13 protein-coding genes and 1 pseudogene are annotated in these 20,145 nt (G+C 72.1%); 8 read left to right on the top strand and 6 right to left on the bottom strand.

Annotated elements, in window-relative coordinates; translation table 11 throughout:
* The first annotated feature begins 487 nt into the window (after positions 1-487).
* Entirely contained in the window at positions 488-1,693 is a 1,206-nt protein-coding gene (locus I5Q34_RS00070) for an MFS transporter (protein WP_199889974.1), read from the top strand.
* Between the two features lie 184 nt (positions 1,694-1,877).
* On the opposite strand, the gene I5Q34_RS00065 is transcribed toward I5Q34_RS00070, so the two are convergent.
* Entirely contained in the window at positions 1,878-3,098 is a 1,221-nt protein-coding gene (locus tag I5Q34_RS00065) for an RNA-guided endonuclease TnpB family protein (RefSeq protein ID WP_199889973.1), read from the bottom strand.
* A gap of 158 nt (positions 3,099-3,256) precedes the next feature.
* Here I5Q34_RS00065 and I5Q34_RS00060 point away from each other — a divergent pair, with 158 nt between their 5' ends.
* From I5Q34_RS00060 to I5Q34_RS00050, 3 genes are read left to right on the top strand one after another with little or no spacing between them, the layout of a single operon-like run.
* Positions 3,257-4,450 (top strand): GNAT family N-acetyltransferase, encoded by a 1,194-nt coding sequence (locus tag I5Q34_RS00060; RefSeq protein ID WP_234428218.1) that lies wholly within the window; start codon positions 3,257-3,259, stop codon positions 4,448-4,450.
* The gene (locus I5Q34_RS00055; RefSeq protein WP_199889972.1) at positions 4,447-5,643 is read left to right on the top strand and encodes an acyl-protein synthase; all 1,197 of its coding nucleotides are present in this window, start codon (positions 4,447-4,449) and stop codon (positions 5,641-5,643) included. The genes I5Q34_RS00060 and I5Q34_RS00055 overlap by 4 nt, the downstream gene beginning before the upstream one ends.
* Positions 5,643-8,180, top strand: a complete 2,538-nt coding sequence (locus I5Q34_RS00050) for an acyl-CoA reductase (RefSeq protein ID WP_199889971.1) — start codon at positions 5,643-5,645, stop codon at positions 8,178-8,180. Before I5Q34_RS00055 ends, I5Q34_RS00050 begins: the two co-directional genes overlap by 1 nt.
* Before the next feature lie 167 nt (positions 8,181-8,347).
* On the opposite strand, the pseudogene I5Q34_RS35695 reads toward I5Q34_RS00050, so the two are convergent.
* A pseudogene (locus tag I5Q34_RS35695) lies at positions 8,348-8,632 on the bottom strand (N-acetyltransferase family protein); the annotation flags it as partial.
* A 485-nt stretch (positions 8,633-9,117) separates the two neighbouring features.
* Entirely contained in the window at positions 9,118-9,807 is a 690-nt protein-coding gene (locus tag I5Q34_RS00040) for a GDSL-type esterase/lipase family protein (protein WP_234428217.1), read from the bottom strand.
* Positions 9,808-9,881: 74 nt separating this feature from the next.
* Here I5Q34_RS00040 and I5Q34_RS00035 point away from each other — a divergent pair, with 74 nt between their 5' ends.
* Entirely contained in the window at positions 9,882-11,057 is a 1,176-nt protein-coding gene (locus I5Q34_RS00035) for a methyltransferase (RefSeq protein ID WP_199889970.1), read from the top strand.
* On the opposite strand, the gene I5Q34_RS00030 is transcribed toward I5Q34_RS00035, so the two are convergent.
* Together I5Q34_RS00030 and I5Q34_RS00025 are read right to left on the bottom strand one after the other, a co-directional pair.
* Complete coding sequence (locus I5Q34_RS00030; RefSeq protein WP_199889969.1) at positions 11,047-11,922, bottom strand: DMT family transporter; 876 nt, start codon at positions 11,920-11,922, stop codon at positions 11,047-11,049. The two genes, I5Q34_RS00035 and I5Q34_RS00030, sit on opposite strands and share 11 nt — an antisense overlap.
* Before the next feature lie 141 nt (positions 11,923-12,063).
* Positions 12,064-13,602 carry an MFS transporter gene (locus I5Q34_RS00025; RefSeq protein WP_199889968.1) on the bottom strand — a complete coding sequence of 513 codons (1,539 nt, stop codon included), beginning with the start codon at positions 13,600-13,602 and terminating at the stop codon, positions 12,064-12,066.
* Positions 13,603-13,738: 136 nt separating this feature from the next.
* Between I5Q34_RS00025 and I5Q34_RS00020 the strand changes: the two genes are divergently transcribed.
* The 3 genes from I5Q34_RS00020 to I5Q34_RS00010 all read left to right on the top strand — a co-directional run bounded on the left by I5Q34_RS00020 (position 13,739) and on the right by I5Q34_RS00010 (position 15,883).
* Positions 13,739-14,749 (top strand): Lrp/AsnC family transcriptional regulator, encoded by a 1,011-nt coding sequence (locus tag I5Q34_RS00020; RefSeq protein WP_277965709.1) that lies wholly within the window; start codon positions 13,739-13,741, stop codon positions 14,747-14,749.
* Positions 14,750-15,054: 305 nt separating this feature from the next.
* Positions 15,055-15,453 carry a roadblock/LC7 domain-containing protein gene (locus I5Q34_RS00015; RefSeq protein WP_277965710.1) on the top strand — a complete coding sequence of 133 codons (399 nt, stop codon included), beginning with the start codon at positions 15,055-15,057 and terminating at the stop codon, positions 15,451-15,453.
* A 55-nt stretch (positions 15,454-15,508) separates the two neighbouring features.
* A complete protein-coding gene (locus I5Q34_RS00010; protein ID WP_199889966.1) occupies positions 15,509-15,883 on the top strand; it encodes a hypothetical protein in 375 nt (124 codons plus the stop codon).
* On the opposite strand, the gene I5Q34_RS00005 is transcribed toward I5Q34_RS00010, so the two are convergent.
* A complete protein-coding gene (locus I5Q34_RS00005; RefSeq protein ID WP_374192936.1) occupies positions 15,847-20,028 on the bottom strand; it encodes an alpha/beta fold hydrolase in 4,182 nt (1,393 codons plus the stop codon). The genes I5Q34_RS00010 and I5Q34_RS00005 overlap by 37 nt on opposite strands.
* Positions 20,029-20,145 lie beyond the last annotated feature (117 nt).

Genomic DNA, 20,145 nt, shown 5'->3' with positions numbered 1-20,145 from the left:
CCCAGGCCGACTCGTCACCCACCAACTCGTAGATCATTTACGGGACAACCCTTAGGCAAGGCCATATGTCCGTCCACCCGCTATCGGACCTCATAGCATTCCCCCGTCACAACTCCCCTTCCCCGCGCAGACTCCTCCGCGCGTCTTCCCCTCCTTCTCCCCTGCACGGGAGCTGCCCGGCCTTCTTGGCCGCGCCCCTCAGGGCCGGTGTCATCGCCGACGCCCCCACGTTTTCCCGTTCCCCCTGTGAGGAATGACGAGAGTTCCCCTCCCGGAACCACGAATCGCACGAGACTGCGGCCACATTCCTCATTCTCTCCATCTCACTCGGCGCCTGTGGGGGCGCCCTCATTCCGGTTGGCGGAAGATGAATAGCAAGGGAACGATCCCTCCGGTGAACGCTGCGGATACGGGTATTCAGCCCGTTGACCCCGAAAGCAGTTCACCCGAAGACGCCGGAGTTCCGAACCGGCGTCGCCCGTTGTTGATGCGCAACCACGATTTCGCCCGGGTGTGGGGTGCGCAGCTGCTGAGCCAGAGCGCCACACGCATGTACCAGATGGGCGTCATGTGGTGGATTCTCGGCGAGGTCACGGCCGGCGAACGCGGTCTGGCGTCCGGCATTCTGCTGGCCTGCGCGGCGCTGCCGCCCGTGCTGTGCGCCCCGTTGATCGCCCGCGCCATCGCCCGGCACCCCAGTCGCGGCGTGCTGCGGTCGTCGGTGGCCGCCGCGGCCGTGCTGGCCGCCGCGATCGCCGCCTACGCCGCCTCGGCGGACGTACCGACGCTCGCCGTCTACCCGGTGATGCTGGGGCTGGCCGCCTGCCAGGCGCTGTTCGACCCGTGTCTGTCCAAGGCCGTACCGGAGTTGGTCGACGACGCGGACATCGAGGACGCCACCGCCTTCGAGCAGTCGACGTTCTCCCTGGTGGGCATGGCGGGTGCGCTGCTCGGCGCCGCGCTCGTCGAACTCGTCGGCCTGGCGGGCGTGGCGGCGGCCGGGGCGCTGGCCTACCTCGGCGCGGCCGTGCTGGTGACCCGGGCCCGTTTCTCGCCGCTCCCCGGGACGGACGACGACGAGGCCTCAGGGGGCCTGGCCCGTACCTGGCGGCTCCTGGCCGAACTTCCCTTCATCCGCCTGGCCTTGATCTGCTTCGCCGCTGCCAACTTCTTCATCAACGCGACCTTCCTGGTCCTGCCGCTGTACACCAAGAACGTCCTGGACGCCCCGGCCCTCACCTTGGGCCTGCTGGAGGGCTCCCTCTGGCTGGGCATGCTGCTCGGCATCTTCACCGGCCATCGTCTGCCGGGGCACCCGGGTCATATCGGCGCCGCCTGTATCGCCCTGTTCGGGGCCGCCCTCGTCCTGCCCGGACTCGTCGCCGACCGCGAGCTGTTCGTGGTGTGCCTGATCGTCGCGGGTTGGGCCGTCGGGGCCACGAACGTGGTGTTCGTGGCACTGTTCCAGCGCAGCGTTCCGGCCGCGGCCAGGCCGGCCTTCTTCGCCGCGATGCTCGCGCTGCTGGGGGCGAGCTTCCCGCTGGCCGCCCTGGCCTTCGGCCTGATCGGCGACGTGGTGTCGGCCCGGACCCTGTGCCTGACGCAGGCCGTGGGCCTGCTGCCGGTCGCCGCGCTCCTCTTCGCCCGCGCCCGATCCTCGGCGGCTTCGCCCGCCCGGTCCGAGGCCGGCTGAAGCCGGGGACGACCGCTGCGCGCCGCCTCCGCGCACCGGCCCATCACGGCCGCCGCCGGATTCGGTCTTCTTCCCCAAGGCGTGACTTCTTCGAGGCATGACTTCGATGAACGGAGTTCCTTTGACTGCTCCCCTGGCTGAAATCGGAGGATTCCGGTTCAGCGGTTCCGAGAGGATTCACGGCTCAGGCAGCCACCTGAGCCGACGGCTCAGGTGGTCTTGCGCCCTCGACACCGTCCGGGGCCAGACCAGCCCGGACCAGCATCACGCGGGCGGAGTTCTTGTCCCTGGGGGACACGGCTCCGCACACGGTGCAGGCATACGTTCTCATCGCAAGAGGAAGTGCGTGCTTGGTTCTCGCTCCGCACGAAGCGCAGTCCATCGTGGTGTGCGCGGGGTGCACGAGACGGACGTCCCGCGCGTGTTTGCGGCCCATCTCGAGCAGGGCCGCCTTGGTCGCCGCGATGGCGGCGTCGGCGGCCTTGCGGGCCATGGTGGTCCGGGCGAGGAACTTCGGCCGGAAGTCCTCCACGGCGACGGCGTCATGATCACGAATCACGGACTTCGCCCACTTGCGGGCGGTGTCCTGACGCTGCCGCGCCACCTTCTTCTGCAGCCTGGCTGCCTGGGCCTTGGCCCTGCGGTAGCCCCGCGTCTGAGTCTTGCCCTTCGGGGCGCGGCGTCGGGCCATCTGCCGCTGATAGTGCGCGAGACGCTTCGCGGCCTTCTTCCCATGCTCGGCGTACGGGAGATCGTACGCGTCGGACGTGGTGGTAGCCGTCTCGCGAACGCCCCAGTCCACACCGATCGCACGCCCAGTAGCGGGCAGGGGCTCGGTCTGGGCGGGGACGACGAACGACGCGTACCAGTGGCCGAGGCTGTCCCGGTATACGCGCACGCTCGACGGGTCGGCGGGCAGGTCGCGCGACCAGACCACGGTCAGCACGATCCCGCCCGCCAGGCACAGGCGGCCGTCTTTCAGGCGGAAGCCGCGCCGGGTGTAGTTAAGACTCGGGCGGCTGTCGCGCTTGCGCTTCCACTGAGGCATCCCGGCCCGCCGGTGCATCGGAAGACGGTCCTTGATGTCCTTGAGCGCCTTCGCCCGCGACGTGGCGAAGTCACGTACGACCTGCTGCTGCGGCACCGAGGCGCCTTCCGCGAGCCACGGCGTCACGCGCCGGGCCCCGGTCAACATTCTGTCGAGCTGAGCAGGGCCGCACGTCTGCTTCCCGCCGGTGGCCTTGGCCTCGGCATGGACCTGCCTGGACTTGGCCACACACTCATTCCACACCCACCGGCAGCGCGCCCACTCCGTCTCCAGAGCGGTGCGGGCGCCGGCCGAGACGCGAAGCCGGTAGGTGTACTGGGCACGCCCCGACTCCTCCGTCTTCGGTTCTGCCGCCATGAACGCCAACCTACCAGGGAGGTAGGACAGTTGAGTCCAATTGATCCCCATGGGGACCCGCACCCGTGCGAGTGGTTGACACCGAATTACCCCGGCAGCGATTCGGCTTTCCCCGCCCCGCTCCGCCGGGGAGGAATCGGGGGAATCCGGTGACTCGGTTGCTATCACGGGCCACCGGCCACGGCGGCCCGGTCCTGATCGATACCGCCGGCACCCGCGACGTGGCCGCGCTCCGGCAGCTGTACTTCGCCGTGTACGGCCCTTCCTATCCGCTGCGCCTGGGCACCGACCCGGCCGCGATGACGGCCGCGCTCCAAGCGCCCGGCGTGCGGTGGCTGGTCGCCCGGCACGCGGAGAGCGGCGACGTCATCGGCTCGGCGGTGCTGCGCGGTGACGTGGCCGCGCGGGTCGGCAAGGTCGAGGGGCTCGCCGTGCACCCCGGCCACGCGGGTACGGGCATCGCCCGGGCGCTGCTGTCCGACCTGTGCGAGGAGGCCTTCGGCCCCGACGGGACGATGGACTCGGTGTACGCCACCGCCCGTTGCGTCTCCCCGGTGCCGCAGCGGGCCCTCATGCGGCACGGCTTCCGGCCGCTGGGGCTGCTGCCGGGCGCGGTCGAGCTGCGCGGCCGGGAGACGCTGGCGCTGGTGATCCGGCACCGGGACGGGGTCCTGGCCCGGCGCGCGCCGGTTCGCGAAGTGCCCGAGCAGATCGTGCCGTTGCTGGAGGCGGCGTCCCGCGCCGCGGGTCTCCCCGGCTTCGCCGGTGTGCGGCCGCGCCCGGCACCGCCGCGGCTGTGCCTGCGGCCGGAGGCGGAGCCGATCGAGGTGATCCAGGCGACGGGCTTCGTCCGGCGCCGTTACGCGCGCCAGGCGCGCGGCGGGGTGCCGTCGCTGCCGCTGAGCCCGCCCAACGTGCTGCTCACCCCGGAGGACGGCCGGTTCGAGGCCTACGGAGTGATCGACCGGGAAGGGGGCTGCGGCACCCTGCTCGACGTCGTCCCCTCAGCCGCCCCCGCCGCCTCCACCGCCCCGCTGGGCGAGGCGCTCGGCGACATCGTGCACGCCATGGCCGGGCACGGCGCCGCGTACGTCGAGACGCTGCTGCCCCTGGCCGACCACGAGCGCCTGGAGCACTGCCTGGCGCACGGCTTCGTCCCCAGCGCCCTCTATCCGGCGATGCGGCACGACGACGGCGTGTGGCACGACCACGTACTCCTGTCGTACGCCTCCGGCCGCCCGGACTTCCGCGCCCTGGACGCCGACGCCGCGTTCATGCCCTACGTGGAGCAGTACAGCCGGTCCTGGACCGCGACCTACCTCGACACCTTCACCACGGAGCCCCCGCGATGACCACACCTCCGCATGAACTGGCCCCGCACGAGAAGTACTTCGCCCCGTTGCCGGTGCCCGACGCCGAGCGCCTGCCGCATCTGCAACAGCTGGGCGACCTCCGTACCCCGTACGCGGCCGGCCCCGACATCGACGCCCTGTTCGTCAAGGCCCTCACCGAGGTCAACACCTGGCACGCCGAGCGTTCCGACTTCTACGGCGGCGTCTGGCGCGCCCACGGCGAGCCCGTACTGCGCACCGCCGCCGACGCGGCCCGACTCCCGCTGACCCACGCCAACTTCTTCAAGTCGCACGTGGTGAAGTCGATCCCCGACGAGGACATCGCGGCGCACTTCACCTCGTCGGGCACCACCGGCCAGAAGTCGCAGATGTTCTTCGACACCTGGTCGATCGGCTCGGTGATGCGCATGGCCGCCTTCGTCCTGGACCACTACGGCTTCGTCACCCCCGACCAGCCCGCCAACTACCTGCTCTACAGCTACCAGCCCGCCGACGGCCTCAAGCTCGGCACCGCCTTCACCGACAACTTCCTGTGCGACATGGCCCCGGTCAACGAGCGGGCCTACGCGCTGCGCGCGGTCGGCGACGAGCACGTCTTCGACCCCTTCGGCTGCGTCGAGACCCTCGTGCGCTACGCGGAGCAGGACCTGCCGGTCCGCCTGCTGGGCTTCCCCTCGTTCCTGTGGTTCACCCTGGAGCGGATGCGCGCCCTGGGCGTTCCGCCGCTCCGGCTGCGCCCGGATTCCTTCGTCTACCTCGGCGGCGGCTGGAAGGGCCACGCGGGCCGCCGGATCGGCAAGGCGGAGCTGTACGAGCGGATCGAGGAGCAACTGGGCATCCCCGCCGAGCGGGTGCGCGACAGCTACGGCGCCGTCGAGCACGGCGTCACCTACGCCGAATGCGCCCGGCACCGTCTCCACGCCCCGGTCTGGTCGCGGATCTTCGCCCGGCACGTGGCCACGCTCGACCCGCTGCCCTACGGCGAACAGGGCTTTCTGCACTGCGTCTCGCCGTTCATGACCTCCGTGCCCGTGCACAGCGTGCTCATGGGGGACCTGGTCTCCGTCCACCCCGGCTCCGCGTGCGGATGCGGCCTGGAGACCGACTGGTTCGAGATCCACGGCCGGGCAGGCACCAGCACCAACCGCAGCTGCGCCGTCGCCGCTGCCGAACTCATGAAGGGGGCCGTGTGATGGCCGCGGCGAAGAACCATCTGTGGCAGGGGCGTTGGGTCGACGGGACCGAGGCGGAGAAGCTGCTGACCGAGCTGCCCGCCCTGGCCGGCGAGGAGTTGGCGCGGCCGCTGCCGGCCCGCCAGGTCGTCGCCGCCTGCGACCGGCTCTCCCGCCTCCTGTCCGACGCGGACAGCGAGGTCCACCACCGTCTGTTCACGCATCTCGTCGAGGACGGCACGGACGAGGCGTCGGCCCGTCAGAGCCTCCTGGAAATAGCCGAGTTCCTCAGCCGCGACGGCCTGGAGCGCAAGCTCGCCGTGGAGCTGGGCGGCACCGACCCGGAGAGCCTGCGGCGCGCCGACTTCCGCGCCCCGGTGTTCGAGTCCTGGGCGCCGGTGGGCCTGCTGGCGCACGTCACCGCCGGCAACGACCCCGTCGTCGGTGTCTTCAGCGCGGTCGAGGGCCTGCTCGCCGGCAATGTCAACGTGCTCAAGACCAGTGGCGGCGGCTCGCTGTTCACCCATCTGATCCTCGAGGCGCTGGGCGAGCAGGACCCGGACGGGACGATCGCCTCCCGGCTGATCGTGCTGCGCTTCTCCTCGGCCCGTACCGACTGGCTCGGCCTGATGTGCGCCCCGGCGGACGCGGTGGCCGTCTGGGGCGGCGAGGAGGCCGTCAGCGGCGTCTCCGGGCACGTGCCGGCGGGTTGCCGTCTGATTACCTGGGGCCACCGCATCTCCTTCGCCTATCTGACCGCCGACGCCTGGGCCGACGAGGAGGTGCTCGACGGCGTCGCGGACAGCGTCTGCCGCCTGGACCAGCAGGCCTGTTCCAGCCCCCAGGTGGTCTATCTCGACACCGACGACCGCACGCGACTGACGGCATTCGCCGAGCGGTTGGGCACCGCCCTGGACCGGCGCGGCGCCGGCTTCCCGGCCGCGCTGCCCGGTGTAGCCGAACAGGCGGAGATCACCACCACGCTCCTGGTCGCCCGCAGCGAGGAACATCTGGGCCTCACGAGGACGTACGGAACCACCGGCGACGCCTGGCGCATCCTGGTCGACCACCGTTCCGCCCTGCGCGCCTCGCCGCTGTACCGCACGGTGTGGGTCAAGCCGCTGCCGCGCGAGCGGCTGACCGCGACGCTGCGGCCGATGCGCCGCTATCTGCAGACCGCCGGGCTGGCCGCCGCCCGCACCGACGTGCCCGAGCTGGCCGAGCGGCTGTTCACCGCGGGCGTACTGCGCGTCACCCCGGTCGGCTCGATGCTGGACAGCTACCCGGGCGAGCCGCACGACGGCCTCTACCCGCTGCAGCGCTACAGCCGCCGCGTCAGCGTCCGCCTGGACGAGCGCTTCGCGCACGACGCCCGCCTGGACGACCTGCACCCGCGCGCCGCGGCAGGGCCCGCGGCCTGGCAGCGGCCCTCCGCCGACCGGCCGGTCATGACCAAGGCCGACGTCCAGCGGCTCAACCCGGACGTCCCGGCCGACAAGCAGCAGCTGCACATCTGCAGCGGCGGCAGCAGCGGCAGCCCGGCCCTGGCCGTGCACTCCTACGCCGACTGGACGACCCAGCTGCGGCGCGGCGGCGAGGGCCTGGTCGCCGCCGGGTTCGACGTGCGCACCGACCGCGTGGCCAACCTGCTGTTCGCCGGCGGCATGTACGGCAGCTTCCTGTACGGCAACGGCCTCCTGGAGGAGATCGGCGCGACCCAGCTGCCGGTCGCCGGGAGCACGGACTACGAGCGCGACGCGGCCGTCCTGATCCGGCACCGCGCGAACACGATCCTCGCCATGCCCTCGTACGTCAGGCAGTTGTTCCAGCACGCGGGTGACACCCTGCGCGCCTACGGCGGCATCCGGAAGGTCTTCTACGGCGGGGAGCACTTCGGTGCCGAACAACGCCGCCATCTCGCCGAGGAGTTCGGCATCGAGGTGATCCGCGGCTTCGCCTACGGCGGCAGCGACCTGGGCACCATGGGCCACCAGTGCGAGCACGCCGAAGGTTCCGTGTACCACCTCTTCAACGACCTGTTCACCCTGGAGATCCTCGGCATCGACACCGACGCTCCGGCAGCCCCGGGCGCGACCGGACGGATCGTCTTCACCCCGCACACCCGCAGCTCCCCCGCCATCTTCCGTTACGAACAGGGGGACTTGGGCCGCTGGGTGGAGGGAGCGTGCGCCTGCGGCCGGACCACGCCGCGCTTCGAGCTGCTCGGCCGCACCGGCGACGTGATCCGCACCGGCACCTACTTCCTCAACTACCGCCGGTTCGCCCGCCTCGCCGAGGAACACCTCGGCTACCGCGGCGAGCTGCAGATGCTCGTCGAGCCGGCGGCCGCACGGGAACGGATCGTCCTGCGCATGAACGGCGTGGACACGGACGAGGCCGCCGCGGCGTTCCTCGCCCACTACGCGGAGCTCCGCGCGGCCGTCATCGAGGAACACCTGCTCGACCTGCGCGTCGACGCGGTCGGCCGGGACGGCTTCGAACGCGCTGCGGCCAGCGGCAAGTTGCGCACGGTCATCGACCGGCGGACGGCCGTCTGACCCACCGCGGCACCCGGCACCGTCCACCACGGCGGTGCCGGGTGCCGCGCCTGCAAGGTGCGCCGGTACCGGACTTCGGAGACGGGCATCCCGTCGTATTCCTCGGCCCGGATCGCACCGTCATCGGCATAGCCGGCTCGCTCGTAGAAAGCGCGTGCCGCGGCGTTGTCCTTGAGGACCCACAGCAGCATCAGGCCGAAACCACGGGCCAGGGCATGGATGTGCGCTGCTTCGAGAAGCCTGCGGCCGATTCCGGATCCGATGAGTGCGGGACGGACGTAGAGAGCGTAAAGCTCACCTGCGGCGGCAGGTGTCCCGGTGCCGCGGAAGGGCCCGAGGCAGGCCCACCCCACGACGCGCCCGTGGGCGTCGACCGCCACCAGGTCGGTCCCGTCCTGCTTCGGCCTCGTGAAGTGCCGCCGGCGCTGCCGGGCATCCGCTTCGACCGTCATGGCATCGAGACAGGACTGGGGCACGATCCCGGCATAAGCGGTCTTCCAGCCGGTCACCCGTATCTCCGACACGGCCACGACGTCGGCCTCCGCCATTGCTCGCACAGTCACCATCCCGGCACCGTAGGGGACTTGTCACCGCCATTGCCCGGGAATTACCGCCGGACGACCACCGCCCCTTGTGCGAAAACCGTGCTCACATGACCGGAAACCGTGCAGCGAGTCCGGTGCCGCCGACTGCACACTGGCCTCGTTCTCAACGGAGATCACCGAGTGTCGGCGGCAAGCCGGCCAGGAGGAGGATCAACCCATGCCGAGATACACGCAGTTGACGTTCCCTGTCGCCGTGGAGGCGCCCGGCGCGAGCTGTAACTGCGGCCCCGGTTGCTCGTGCGGCTGCCAGGAAGGACGCTCCTGTCAGTGCGGCGACACGTGCCCCCAGTAGCCGGGCGGCGGTAGGGCCGGTCCGGTGGGTCGCCCACGGCTCACCGGACCCGTGCCCCGTACGGCGCCCCCACCTCCCACGCCTGATACATCGCGTCCGCGAACGCCGCGGCGAGGCGATGCTCACCCCGGGCGTTGGGGTGCGTGCCGTCGTAGGTGTCGCGGTCCATGTCCCAGTCCGGCGGGACCGAGGCGAGGAGCAGGGGCGAGCGGGGGGTGTCGAGGTCGGCGACGGCCTTGGCCAGCAGGTCGTTGAAGCGGTCGCACTCGGCCGCGAAATCCGGCTCGTCGCGGGCCCGGACGTTGTGGATGACGGGCAGGAGGACGGCCCGTACACGGGGGTTCGCGGCGCGGGCCCCGGCGACGAAACGGCGGACGTTCTCGGCGGTCCGCGCGGCGTCGGTGTAGAAGCCCAGGTCGATCAGGCCGAGGGAGACCAGGAGGGTGTCGGCCCGGTGGGCGCGGACGGCGTCCTCGATGACCGGCGCCATGTGGCACCAGCCCTCCCCCCAGCCGGCGAGGTGCGCCCGGGCGCGCTCGGGGAAGTCCGGGTCCCCGTAGTCGAGGGAGACGGCGGCGTCGGCGGCGACGTCGTGGAGGGTGTCGCGGGGGCCGACGATGCGGAAGGGGCCGCCGTAGGAGGTGGCGAGGTGCTGCCACATGCGGTAGCGCCAGGTGAGGTCACCGGTGCTGCCGATGGTCATGGAGTCGCCGACGAACATCAGGTGCATGCGGGGCATTCAATCAGCCCTCGCTCCATCCGGGGCGCGGGCCGCCGCACCGCTCCGTTAGCCTGAGTCCCACGATGAAGCGCTTTTCCACCCCCATGGGTGAGTTCGACCTCACCCGCTTCCCCGAGGATCCCCGCGACCGGCTCCTGCCCTGGGACGCCGCCGACGAGTACCTCCTGCGGCACCTCGCGGACCCCGTCACCGCGGCCGACGGCGCGCCGGTGGCGCGGGCGGACCTCGGCGGCTCCGTGGTCGTCGTGGGCGACCGGTGGGGTGCCCTGACCACCGCCCTCGCCGCGCACCGGCCGGTGCAGATCACCGACTCGTTCCTGGCCCAGCAGGCGACGCGGGCCAACCTGGCCCGGAGCGGCGCCGTGCCGGAGGCGGTGCGGCTGCTGTCCACGCGGGACACCCCGCCGGAGCGGATCGACGTGCTGCTCGTCCGCGTGCCCAAGAGCCTCGCGCTGCTGGAGGACCAGCTGCTGCGGCTGGCGCCGGGCGTCCACGCCGGCACCGTGGTCGTCGGCACCGGCAAGGTCACCGAGATCCACACCTCGACGCTGAAGCTCTTCGAACGGATCCTGGGGCCGACCCGGACCTCGCTGGCCGTCAAGAAGGCCCGGTTGATCTTCTGTTCCCCCGATCCGGACCTCGGACGCGGGCCGAACCCCTGGCCGCTGGAGTACGTCCTGGGCGACGACGCGGGCCCGGCGGCCGGGCTGACCGTGGTCAACCACGCGGGCGTCTTCTGCGCGGACCGCCTCGACATCGGCACCCGCTTCTTCCTGCACCACCTCCCCCGGAGCCGGGGTGCCGAGCGCGTGGTGGACCTCGGCTGCGGCAACGGCGTGCTGGGCACGGCCGCCGCGCTGGCGAACCCCGACGCGGACGTGGTGTTCGTCGACGAGTCGCACCAGGCCGTGGCCTCGGCGGAGGCGACGTTCCGGGCGAACGCGGGGACGGGGCGGGCGGCGGAGTTCGTCGTGGGCGACGGGCTGTCCTCCGTACCGGCCGGGTCGGTGGACCTGGTCCTGAACAACCCGCCGTTCCACTCCCACCAGGCGACCACCGACACCACGGCGTCGCGGATGTTCACCGGCGCGCGCCGGGCGCTGCGCCCGGGCGGGGAGCTGTGGGTCGTCGGCAACCGGCATCTGGGGTACCACGTCAAGCTGCGCAAGCTGTTCGGTCATTGCGAGGTCGTGGCGGGCGATCCGAAGTTCGTGATCCTGCGGGCCGTCAGGAAGTGACGGGCGGGCCGGGGTCCTCGGCCGGGGACCCCGGTTCGACCCGGGGCAGGATCAGCACCCCGACGGTGATCAGCACGACCCCGACGCCCTCCAGGGGGATCCAGGGTCCGGTCCGCACCCGCTCCTCGTAGACCAGCAGCCCCAGGGTGAGGCTGACGAGCGCGTCCCCCAGGGTGAGGGCGGGCTGCGAGGCCACGAGGGGGCCGGACTCCATCGCGTTGGAGAGCAGGAAGAGCGAGACCGCCCCGGCGGCGGCGAAGCCGTAGGTCTGCCAGCTGGTGAAGAACGCGCCGGCGCCGTGCCGGGCGAAGGCGCCGGTGGCGTCCTTCATCAGCGCGGCGGTCAGCGCGTACCCGATCGCCGCGGCGGCGCCGAAGAGGGCGGCGCGGGCCTTGCCGCGGGGGCGCGGGAGCGCCGCCCCGACGCACAGGGCCATCGCGGCGAGCGAGGCCGCGAGGGCGGGCAGCCAGCGCTCGGTGCTCACCCGCTGGTGCCCGCCGACGGGGGCGGCGGCCGCCAGCGCGAGGGCGAGCCCGACGGCGACCATGGCGACGGCCGCCCACGCGTACGCCGGCAGCCGTCGCCGGAAGGCCAGGCAGCCGAGCACGAGCGCGAACGGCAGCTCGCTGACGAAGATCGGTTGCACGAGGGCCAGCGACCCCTCCGACAGGGCGAGCCCCTGGAACACCGCCGCGCAGATCACGGCCGCGATCCCGGCGAACCACACGGGGTGCCGCAGCAGGTCGCGCACCAGCCGCAGGCTGAACGCGTCCGCCCGCGGAACGCGCCGGGCGGCGGCGCGCTGCAGGACGACGGCGGAGGCGTTGCTCAGGGCGGCCAGGACGGCGAACAGCACGGTGAGCACGGGGGTGACGGTGGCAGATGGGGGTGGGTGGGAGCGGGTGCACCACCGGGGTGGGGGTGCGTGTCACGCGATCGGGTGCGTGGGGGGCGTCCCCTCCGGGGGAGGGACCGGGGCACCTCAAAAGGCCCCCGGCCGCCACCATCACGCATCCACTGCCACCGGCTCCTCCCGAGCCGCCCCCGTCGCAGACGGCCCCGCTTCCCGCCCCGGCCGCACCAGGGCCAGCACCAGCACCGCCCCCACCGCCGACCACAGGAAGACGTCCTGCAGGCCCGCCGCGAACGCCCGGTGGACCAGGTCCTCCGTCGCCGCGCGTCGCGCTTCCGGCGCGGCGGCGACGAGGCGTTGGGCCTGGCCGCCGGCCAGAGCGGACGCGGCCTCGTGCGTGTCCGGGACCGCGCCGGCCAGTTGCTTCCGGGCCGTGTGCGTGAACACCGCGCCCAGGACCGCGATGAACAGCGTCATCCCGAGCTGGCGGAAGGTGTTGACGGCTCCGGCCGCCATGCCCATCCGTTGCGGCGGGACGCTGCCCGTCGCCGCCGAGACCAGCACCGGCGTGGCCAGGCCGACGCCCGCGCCGGCCACCGCCAGGCCCGCGACGAGGGACGAGCGGTCGGCCCCGGCGGACATCCCGTCGTACAGCAGGTACATGCCGGCGGCGACCAGGAGCATGCCGGCGCCGATCGGCAGGCGCGGCGCGGTCCGCTGGACGTGGCGGCCGGCGAGGGCGGCGACGAGGAAGGAGAGGGCGGCCATCGGCATCAGGGCGACGCCGCCGTCGACCGGGCCGAGTCCGAGGACGGACTGGAGCCAGAGGGAGACGAGGACGAGGCAGCCGAAGGCGCCGCCCTGGAAGAGCAGTGCGCCGCCCATGAGTCCGGCGAAGGAGGGCCGGCGCAGCAGGGCGAGGTCGAGCAGGGGCACGCCGCCGCGTCGGGCGAGGCGGGTCTCGGCGAGGACGAAGGCGAGGAGGGCGGCCGCGGCCACGGCGAAGGAGGCCAGGACGGTGGCCGATGTCCAGCCGTCCTCGGTGCTGCGGATCAGCGCGTAGGTGACGGCCGCGGCGGCGAGGGTGAAGGTGACGGCGCCGGTCGCGTCCAGCCGGCCGCGGCCCGTGGCCGGCGCGGTCCGGTCGGCGCGGATGACGCGCAGGGCGATCCAGATCGCGGCGGCGGCGACGGGCAGGTTGACCAGGAAGATCGCCTGCCAGCCGATGTGTTCGGTGAGCAGTCCGCCGAGGGCGGGCCCGGCGGCCGCGGCGGCGCCGTTGACGGCTCCCCAGATGCCGAACGCGGTGCCCCGGTCGCGGCCGTGGTACATGGCGCCGAGCAGCGCGGCGGACGTGGCGAACATCGCCGCGCCGCCTGCTCCCTGCACGGCCCGCGCGGCCACCAGCACCCCGGCGTCGGGCGCCAGTCCGCAGGCGAGGGAGGCGAGGGCGAAGGCGGCCAGGCCCAGGACGTAGAGCCTGCGGTGTCCGAAGAGGTCGGCCGCCGAGCCGGCCGCCAGCAGCAGGGCGGCCAGCGAGAGGGCGTAGGCGTCGACGACCCACTGGAGGGACGAGAACGAGGCGTGGAGGTCGTCGGCCATGCTCGGCAGGGCGACGTTCACGATCGTGACGTCCACCAGGAGGATGAAGGCCCCCAGGCAGACCGCCACCAAGGGCCACCATTTACGCATTGCGAAGTTCTCCCATCGTTCCGGGGGCGCCTCGGTGCCGCGCCGACCCACGGCGAGAAGCTTCCGTGGTGGAGGGGAGCACACCACAGCCAGTGGGGCTTCCGCGGCCGAATTCGACATCTCGTACCGTGGAACGGTGAATCTCGACAGCAAGCGGGCCGTGCTGCCCGTCCTCGACTCGGAGCAGGACCAGCTGCTCGCCCATGCGCTGCAGATCGACGGCCGGGCGCCGTTCCGCCGGATCGCCGAGGTGCTGGGGGTGTCCGACCAGACCGTGGCGCGCCGCTACGCCCGCCTGCGGTCCGCGGGTTCGCTGCGGGTGGTGGGTCTGACGGATCCGCTGCGGCTGGGCGAGGTGCCGTGGTTCGTCCGGGTGCGCTGCGCGCCGAACGCCGCGGTGGCGATCGGCGAGGCGCTGGCCCGGCGGGCGGACACCACGTGGGTCAGCCTCACCTCGGGTGGTACGGAGATCAGCTGTCTCGTGCGCCCCAGGGCCGGCAGCGGCGGGGACGCCCTGCTGCTGGAGAAGCTGCCGAAGACGCCGCGGGTCGTGGACGTGAGCGCGCACTGTCTGCTGCACGTCTTCTTCGGGCAGGACCTCAGTCTGCTCACCAAGTCGGGCCCGCTGACGGCGGAGCAGGTCGCCGCGCTCAGGCCCGCGAACGCGCCGGACAGCCTGCTCAGCGACCCGGCCCCGGCCCCGGCGTATCCGCTCGACGAGGCGGACGGCCGGCTGCTGGACCTGCTGGCACGGGACGGCCGCGCGGCGGCCGGCGAACTGGCCGCGGCCACGGGCTGGTCACCGACCACGGTCCGGCGCCGGATGACGGAGCTGCGGGAGGCGGGGGTGCTCTACTTCGACCTGGACTACGACCTGCGCGTCCTGCAGCGGAACTTCCGCGCCGCGCTGTGGCTGAACATCGAGCCGTCCGAGATCGAGGCGGCGGGCGCGGCGCTCGCCGCCCACCCCGAGGTGTCCTTCGCGGCGGCCACGACCGGGGACTTCAACGTCTACGCCGGCATCACCGCGCACGACGCCGGGGCGTTCTACCACTACCTCACCGGTCCCGTCGCCGCGCTGCCCGGCATCCTCGGCACCAGCACCTCGCCGATCCACCGCGCGTTCAAGGGCGCCGGGCCGCTGTGAGCGACCAGCTGTGAGAAACCGGCAGCGCGGAATGGAAATCACCGGGCTTCACGCTGCGGGCCGCTGAACCAAACGTCTCTTTCCGGCCGTTCACACTTCGCACCGCCATGTACATGTGCCGAGAGAAAATGCCGAAACCCTCCCACCCCAGCGCTCTTTTCGATTACCTTCCGTCGCAACGGACACGCCATTGGTAATCACCAGCGCGCTGGAGAGGATTGTGTGACCGTGCCGCGCACCCGCCCGAATCCGCCGATCCCATGATGAGGCGCGCCTTGAGGCAGTTCGCCGTAAGGAGACAGTCGATGACCGCCGCACCGCCGGAAGTGCTCACGGAATTGCAGGAGTTACGGGTCCGGGTACCGTATTTGACCGGTGCCATGGTCGCGAGCACGGACGGGCTGGTGATTGCCCATTTGCTCGCGAAGAACGCGGAGCCCGACGGGATGGCCGCGCTGACCGCCGCGGCCCTGGGCGTGGGGGCCCGCCTGACGGAGGCCGTGGGCCACGGAGGCTTCCGCGAACTGCTGGTCAGCGGCGAGTTCGGGTACGTCGCCACGTACGCGGCCGGGGCCTCCAGCGTGCTGACGCTGCTGGCCACCGCCGACGCGAACGTCGGCCGCCTCAATCTGGAGGCCCGCCGGGCCTGTCCCCGGCTCGCCGCGGTGATCGACGGCGCGATGCAGCACCGGCCTCAGGTCTAGGGCCCGTTCGCCTCTCCCCCCTCCCCTGTCACCCACACCGAAAGCAGGCATTCCCATGTCCAACACCGAAATGGCGCTCAAGGAAGCGATGAGCTCGATCGAGGGAGCCATCGGCGTCGCGCTCGTCGACTACGGCAGCGGCATGGCCCTGGGCACCCTCGGCGGATCGCAGAGCATCGACCTCAACGTCGCCGCGGCCGCCAACACCGATGTCGTACGGGCGAAGTTGCGCGCCATGGAGATGCTCAGCCTCCAGGACCGCATCGAGGACATCCTCATCACGCTCGGCACGCAGTACCACCTGATACGGCTCCTCACCGGGCGCGGCGGCAGCGGGCTCTTCCTCTACCTCGTGCTGGACACGCAGCGGGCCAATCTGGCGATGGCCCGCCATCAGTTGAAGCGGATCGAGGCCGAGCTGGAGGTCTGAGCCGCTTCCTCTTCCTGCCGGTCCGCAGCCGCGCGCTCGTCCAGGAACGCCGCGAACTTCGCCGCGAACCCCTCCGGGTCCTCCCCCGGCGCCCCGTGCCCGGCGTCGATCTCCGCGTACCGCGCGTCCGCGATCCCGGCCAGCAGGGCCTCCTGCTGGCCGGCGTCGATGAGCCGGTCGTGCGCGCTGGCCAGGACGAGGGTGGGCGCGGTGATGCGGCCGAGGACCGGGCGCAGGTCGACGCCGAGGTCGATTTCGGTCTGACGGGCGGCCGCGGTCGGCGATATGAGGCCGGCGAGGCCGCGGAGCAGCTCCTCGTGGGCGGCCTCGTCGGTCCGTTCCCAGTAGCGGGGCCCGAACGCCATCAGGGGCAGCATGCGTGCGAACAGGTCCGTCCCGTGCTCGGCATCGGTCCGGAGCAACTCCAGCCAGTGGCGGAACTCGGCCGCCATCCGGGTGTCGGTGTACGCCCACGCCGCGTGCAGCGCCAGTGAACGGACCCGGTCCGGCCGGGTTCCCGCGAGGTGGGCGGCCACGGTCGCGCCGAGCGAGTGGCCGCCCAGGTGGAAGCGCTCCAGTCCGGCGTGGTCGGCTGCGGCGAGCACCTCGTGGGCGAGGTCGTCGACGGTGAGCGGACCGCCGGGGTCGGTGGTGCCGCCGGAGCCGGAGAGGTCGGGGGCGAGGACGGTGAAGCGGTCGGCGAGGGTGTCGGTGAGGGGCGCCCATTGGGTGCGGTCGGTGCCGGTGCCGTGGATGAGGACGACGGCGGGGGTGTGTGCCGCCGCGGCTGTACGGGGACCCGTGAGGTCGTAGTTGACGGTGACGTCGTGGGTGGTGGTGGGGAGGGTGGTGGTTGTGGTGGGCATGGGTGCTCCTGGGTGGGTGGGTGGGTGGGTGGGTGCGGGTGTGGGGGTGGTTGCTGTCGCGGGAGGGTGCCCCTGGCCCTCCCCCAGAGGGGGCACCCCCATTTCACCGTTTCTCCCGGGGCAAGCCCCGGGCCTGTAACGCGGCTTCGCCGCGTTGACCGGGGGCTGCGCCCCCTGGGCCCGGCACCGCGCTTCGCGCGGGGGTGCGGGGGGGTAGCCCCCCGCGCCCCCCCCCGGGGGGGCGCCGCCGGGGCCCCCGCCCGGGGGGGGGCCCCCGCCCGACCGCAGGGCCTGGCAGGCCAGATGCAGAGTGACCAGTGAGGAGGAGCAAGCGGTGTCGACCGTTACGGCTGGTCCCTCGAGGCCGAAGGTGTAGGCGACGCGGCCTGAGGCGATGCTGCCGGCGTTGCCGTTGCCGAGGTATCCCTCGAAGCCGTCCGGGATGGCGGGGAGGCGGCTGGCGTAGTCGTGGTACATGACGCCGGCGAACACGCCGGTGCGGCTTCCTTTCATGGACGCGGGGTCGATGCCGGCGCGCTCGAAGACCTCCCACGCCGTCTCCAGAAGCAGCCGCTGCTGGGGGTCCATGGCGAGGGCCTCGCGCGGGCTGATGCCGAAGAATCCCAGGTCGAAGTCGCCTGCGTCGTAGAGGAAGCCGCCTCGCCGGGTGTAGGAGGTGCCGGGCCGGTCGGGGTCGGGGTGGTAGAGGTTGTCGGTGTCCCAGCCGCGGTCGTCGGGGAAGTCCCCGGTCGCGTCCCGTGACGAGGTGACCAGCCGCCACAGGTCTTCGGGGGAGCGGACCCCGCCGGGGTAACGGCAGGTCGCGCCGATGATCGCGACGGGTTCGTCGCTTTCCCGGATGGTGACGGCCGGCAGGACGACATGGTTTTCCGGGTCACCGGCGAGCGTACTGTGCAGGTGGGCGGCGAGGGCGGCCGAGTTGGGGTGGTCGTAGATCAGGCCGGCGGGCAGCCGGAGACCGGTGGCGCTCTGGAGCCGGTTGCGCAGTTCGACCGCCGTCAGCGAGTCGAATCCGAGGTCCCGGAAGGAACTGTCCACGCGTACGGTGTCGGCGCTGCCGTGTCCGAGTGTGGTGGCGACGTGCTGGCGCACCAGTGACAGAAGCACTCTCAGGCGGTCCGGGCCGGGCTTCCCGGCCAGACGGGCGCGCAGGGCACCGCCGTTCGCGTCTGCCGTGCGCTGTGCGCTGCGGCGCTTCGTCACGCGGATGAGCTTCTGGAAGAGCGGCGGCACGACGTCCGCCGCCCGGAGTGCGGCCGTGTCCAGCCGTGCAGGCACCATGGCCGCAAGACGTTCTGGGTTTGACCGGGCGCTGTCCCACGCCGCGTCGAACAGGGCCAAGGCCTCGTGCGTGGTCAGCGCAGCGATTCCCGAGCGTGCGACGCGGGAGCGATCGGTTTCCTGGAGCTGGTCGGCCATGCCCCCCGGCTCCTCCCACAGGCCCCATGCCAGGGACAGCGCCTGCAGGCCCGAGGCGCGGCGGTGATGGGCGAGGGCGTCCAGGACAGCGTTCGCCGCGGCGTAGTTGGCCTGGCCGGCCGAGCCCATCGTGCCCGCAACCGAGGAGAAGGTCACAAAAGTGTCCAGCGCCCGACCACCGAAGGCGTCGGCGTCGCTGGTGAGTTCGTGCAGATGCAGGGCCGCCAGGGCCTTCGGGCGCAGGGCCGTGGCCAGACGCTGCGGTGTCAGCGAAGGCAGCGTGCCGTCGTCCAGCACCCCGGCCAGATGGAAAACCGCCGTCAACGGATGCTCGGGGGACACGGATTCCAGCAGCCGGGCTGTGTCCGCGCGGTCGGCCAGATCACAGGCGGCGATGCGCACCTCGGCCGCCCCGAGCGCGAGCAGTTCCTCGGTCAGCTCGGCAGCACCCGGGGCCTGCGGGCCCCGCCGCCCGGCCAGGAGCAGATGCCGGACGCCGTAGGACCGGACCAAGTGCCTGGCCACCACGGAACCCAGCGCACCCGTACCCCCCGTCACCAAAACCGTGCCCCCCACGTCAAGGCCCGTCCCCTCCGGCACGTCCGGGGACCGGGGAACCCGCACCAGACGAGGTACCAGCACCTGATCGCCCCTCAGCGCCAGCTCGGGCTCGCCGCAGAACACAGCCGCCTCGATCCTCGCCGCGGCAGCATCCCAGGCATACAGATCACCGACGTCGGCCACACCCCCCGCAGTGTTCGTCTCGTCCACATCGACAAGACAGACCCGGCCGGGGCTCTCCACCTGCGCGGACCGCACCAGCCCCCAGACCGCCGCACCCGCCAGATCCTCCACATCATCACCCGCCGCCACAGCCACCGCCTGCCGCGTGACGACGACAAGCCGGCTATCGGCGACACGCTCGTTCGCCAGCCAGCCCTGCAACAACGCCAGCGCTTCCGCTGCCACACCCTCCAGCACCTCCGACGGTGCCCCCTCCACACCCGCCAGCACACCACACGGAGCCACCACCACCTCCGGCACCGACATCACGCCGGAGGCCACCGCCTCCAACAGGTCACCCACATCCGCGAAAGCCGTCACCACCGTGCCCGCAGGCACTGGCACCGCATCCGGCTCCGGGCCCAGAACCACCCACTCACGACCACGCCGCGAAACCTGCGAAGAGCCTGAAGAGCGCGCAGAACCTGGAGCGTTCTCGCTCCCGAAGGCATCAGCCGGCTGCCACACCACCTCGAACAACGACTCATGCGCCTCGTCACCGAGCGCAGAGCGCAGCTCGTCCATGAAAACAGGCCGCAGCTCCAGCGACTCGACGGAAGCCACCGGCTGTGCTTCCGCGTCCACGATGTGGAGGGACACGGTATTGGGGGACATACGGCTGAGCCGGACCCTGAGCATCACCGCTCCCTCGGCGAACAGGGAAACGCCGGACCAGCTGAAGGGCAGGCCGCTTTCCGCACCTGTCCCCGTCTCGTCCGGCATGGTGGAACCGACCAGCGGTACCGCCTGAACGGCCGCGTCGAGCAACGCAGGATGCAGGGCGAAGCGCTCCGCCTTGCCCAGTGCCTCTTCCTCCAAGCAGACCTCGGCAAAGGTCTCCTCCCCTCGCCGCCACACCTCCCGCAAACCCTGGAAAGCCGGGCCATAGGCAAACCCGGCGGACTCAAACCTCTCGTACATACCCTCCAAAGGCACAGCCACAGCCCCCTGAGGAGGCCACGCCCCGGCTGCCCAGTCGCCTCCCCCGCCACCGCGCCGCGGTTCCCCGGCCAGAACCCCTACGGCATGACGGACCCAGGAATCCTCCGCCACCATGCCCCCGGGCTCGGCCTCCACCCGGGAGGAGTGGATGGTGAGTTCACGCCTGCCGTCGGGTCCGGGTGGTGTGGTGGTGATTTGGAGGGTGGTGGGGTGGGTGGGGTGGAGGGGGAG

The organism is Streptomyces sp. AV19, assembly GCF_015999245.1.
Lineage (GTDB): Bacteria > Actinomycetota > Actinomycetes > Streptomycetales > Streptomycetaceae > Streptomyces.
This window is presented reverse-complemented; position numbering and strand designations above follow the sequence as displayed.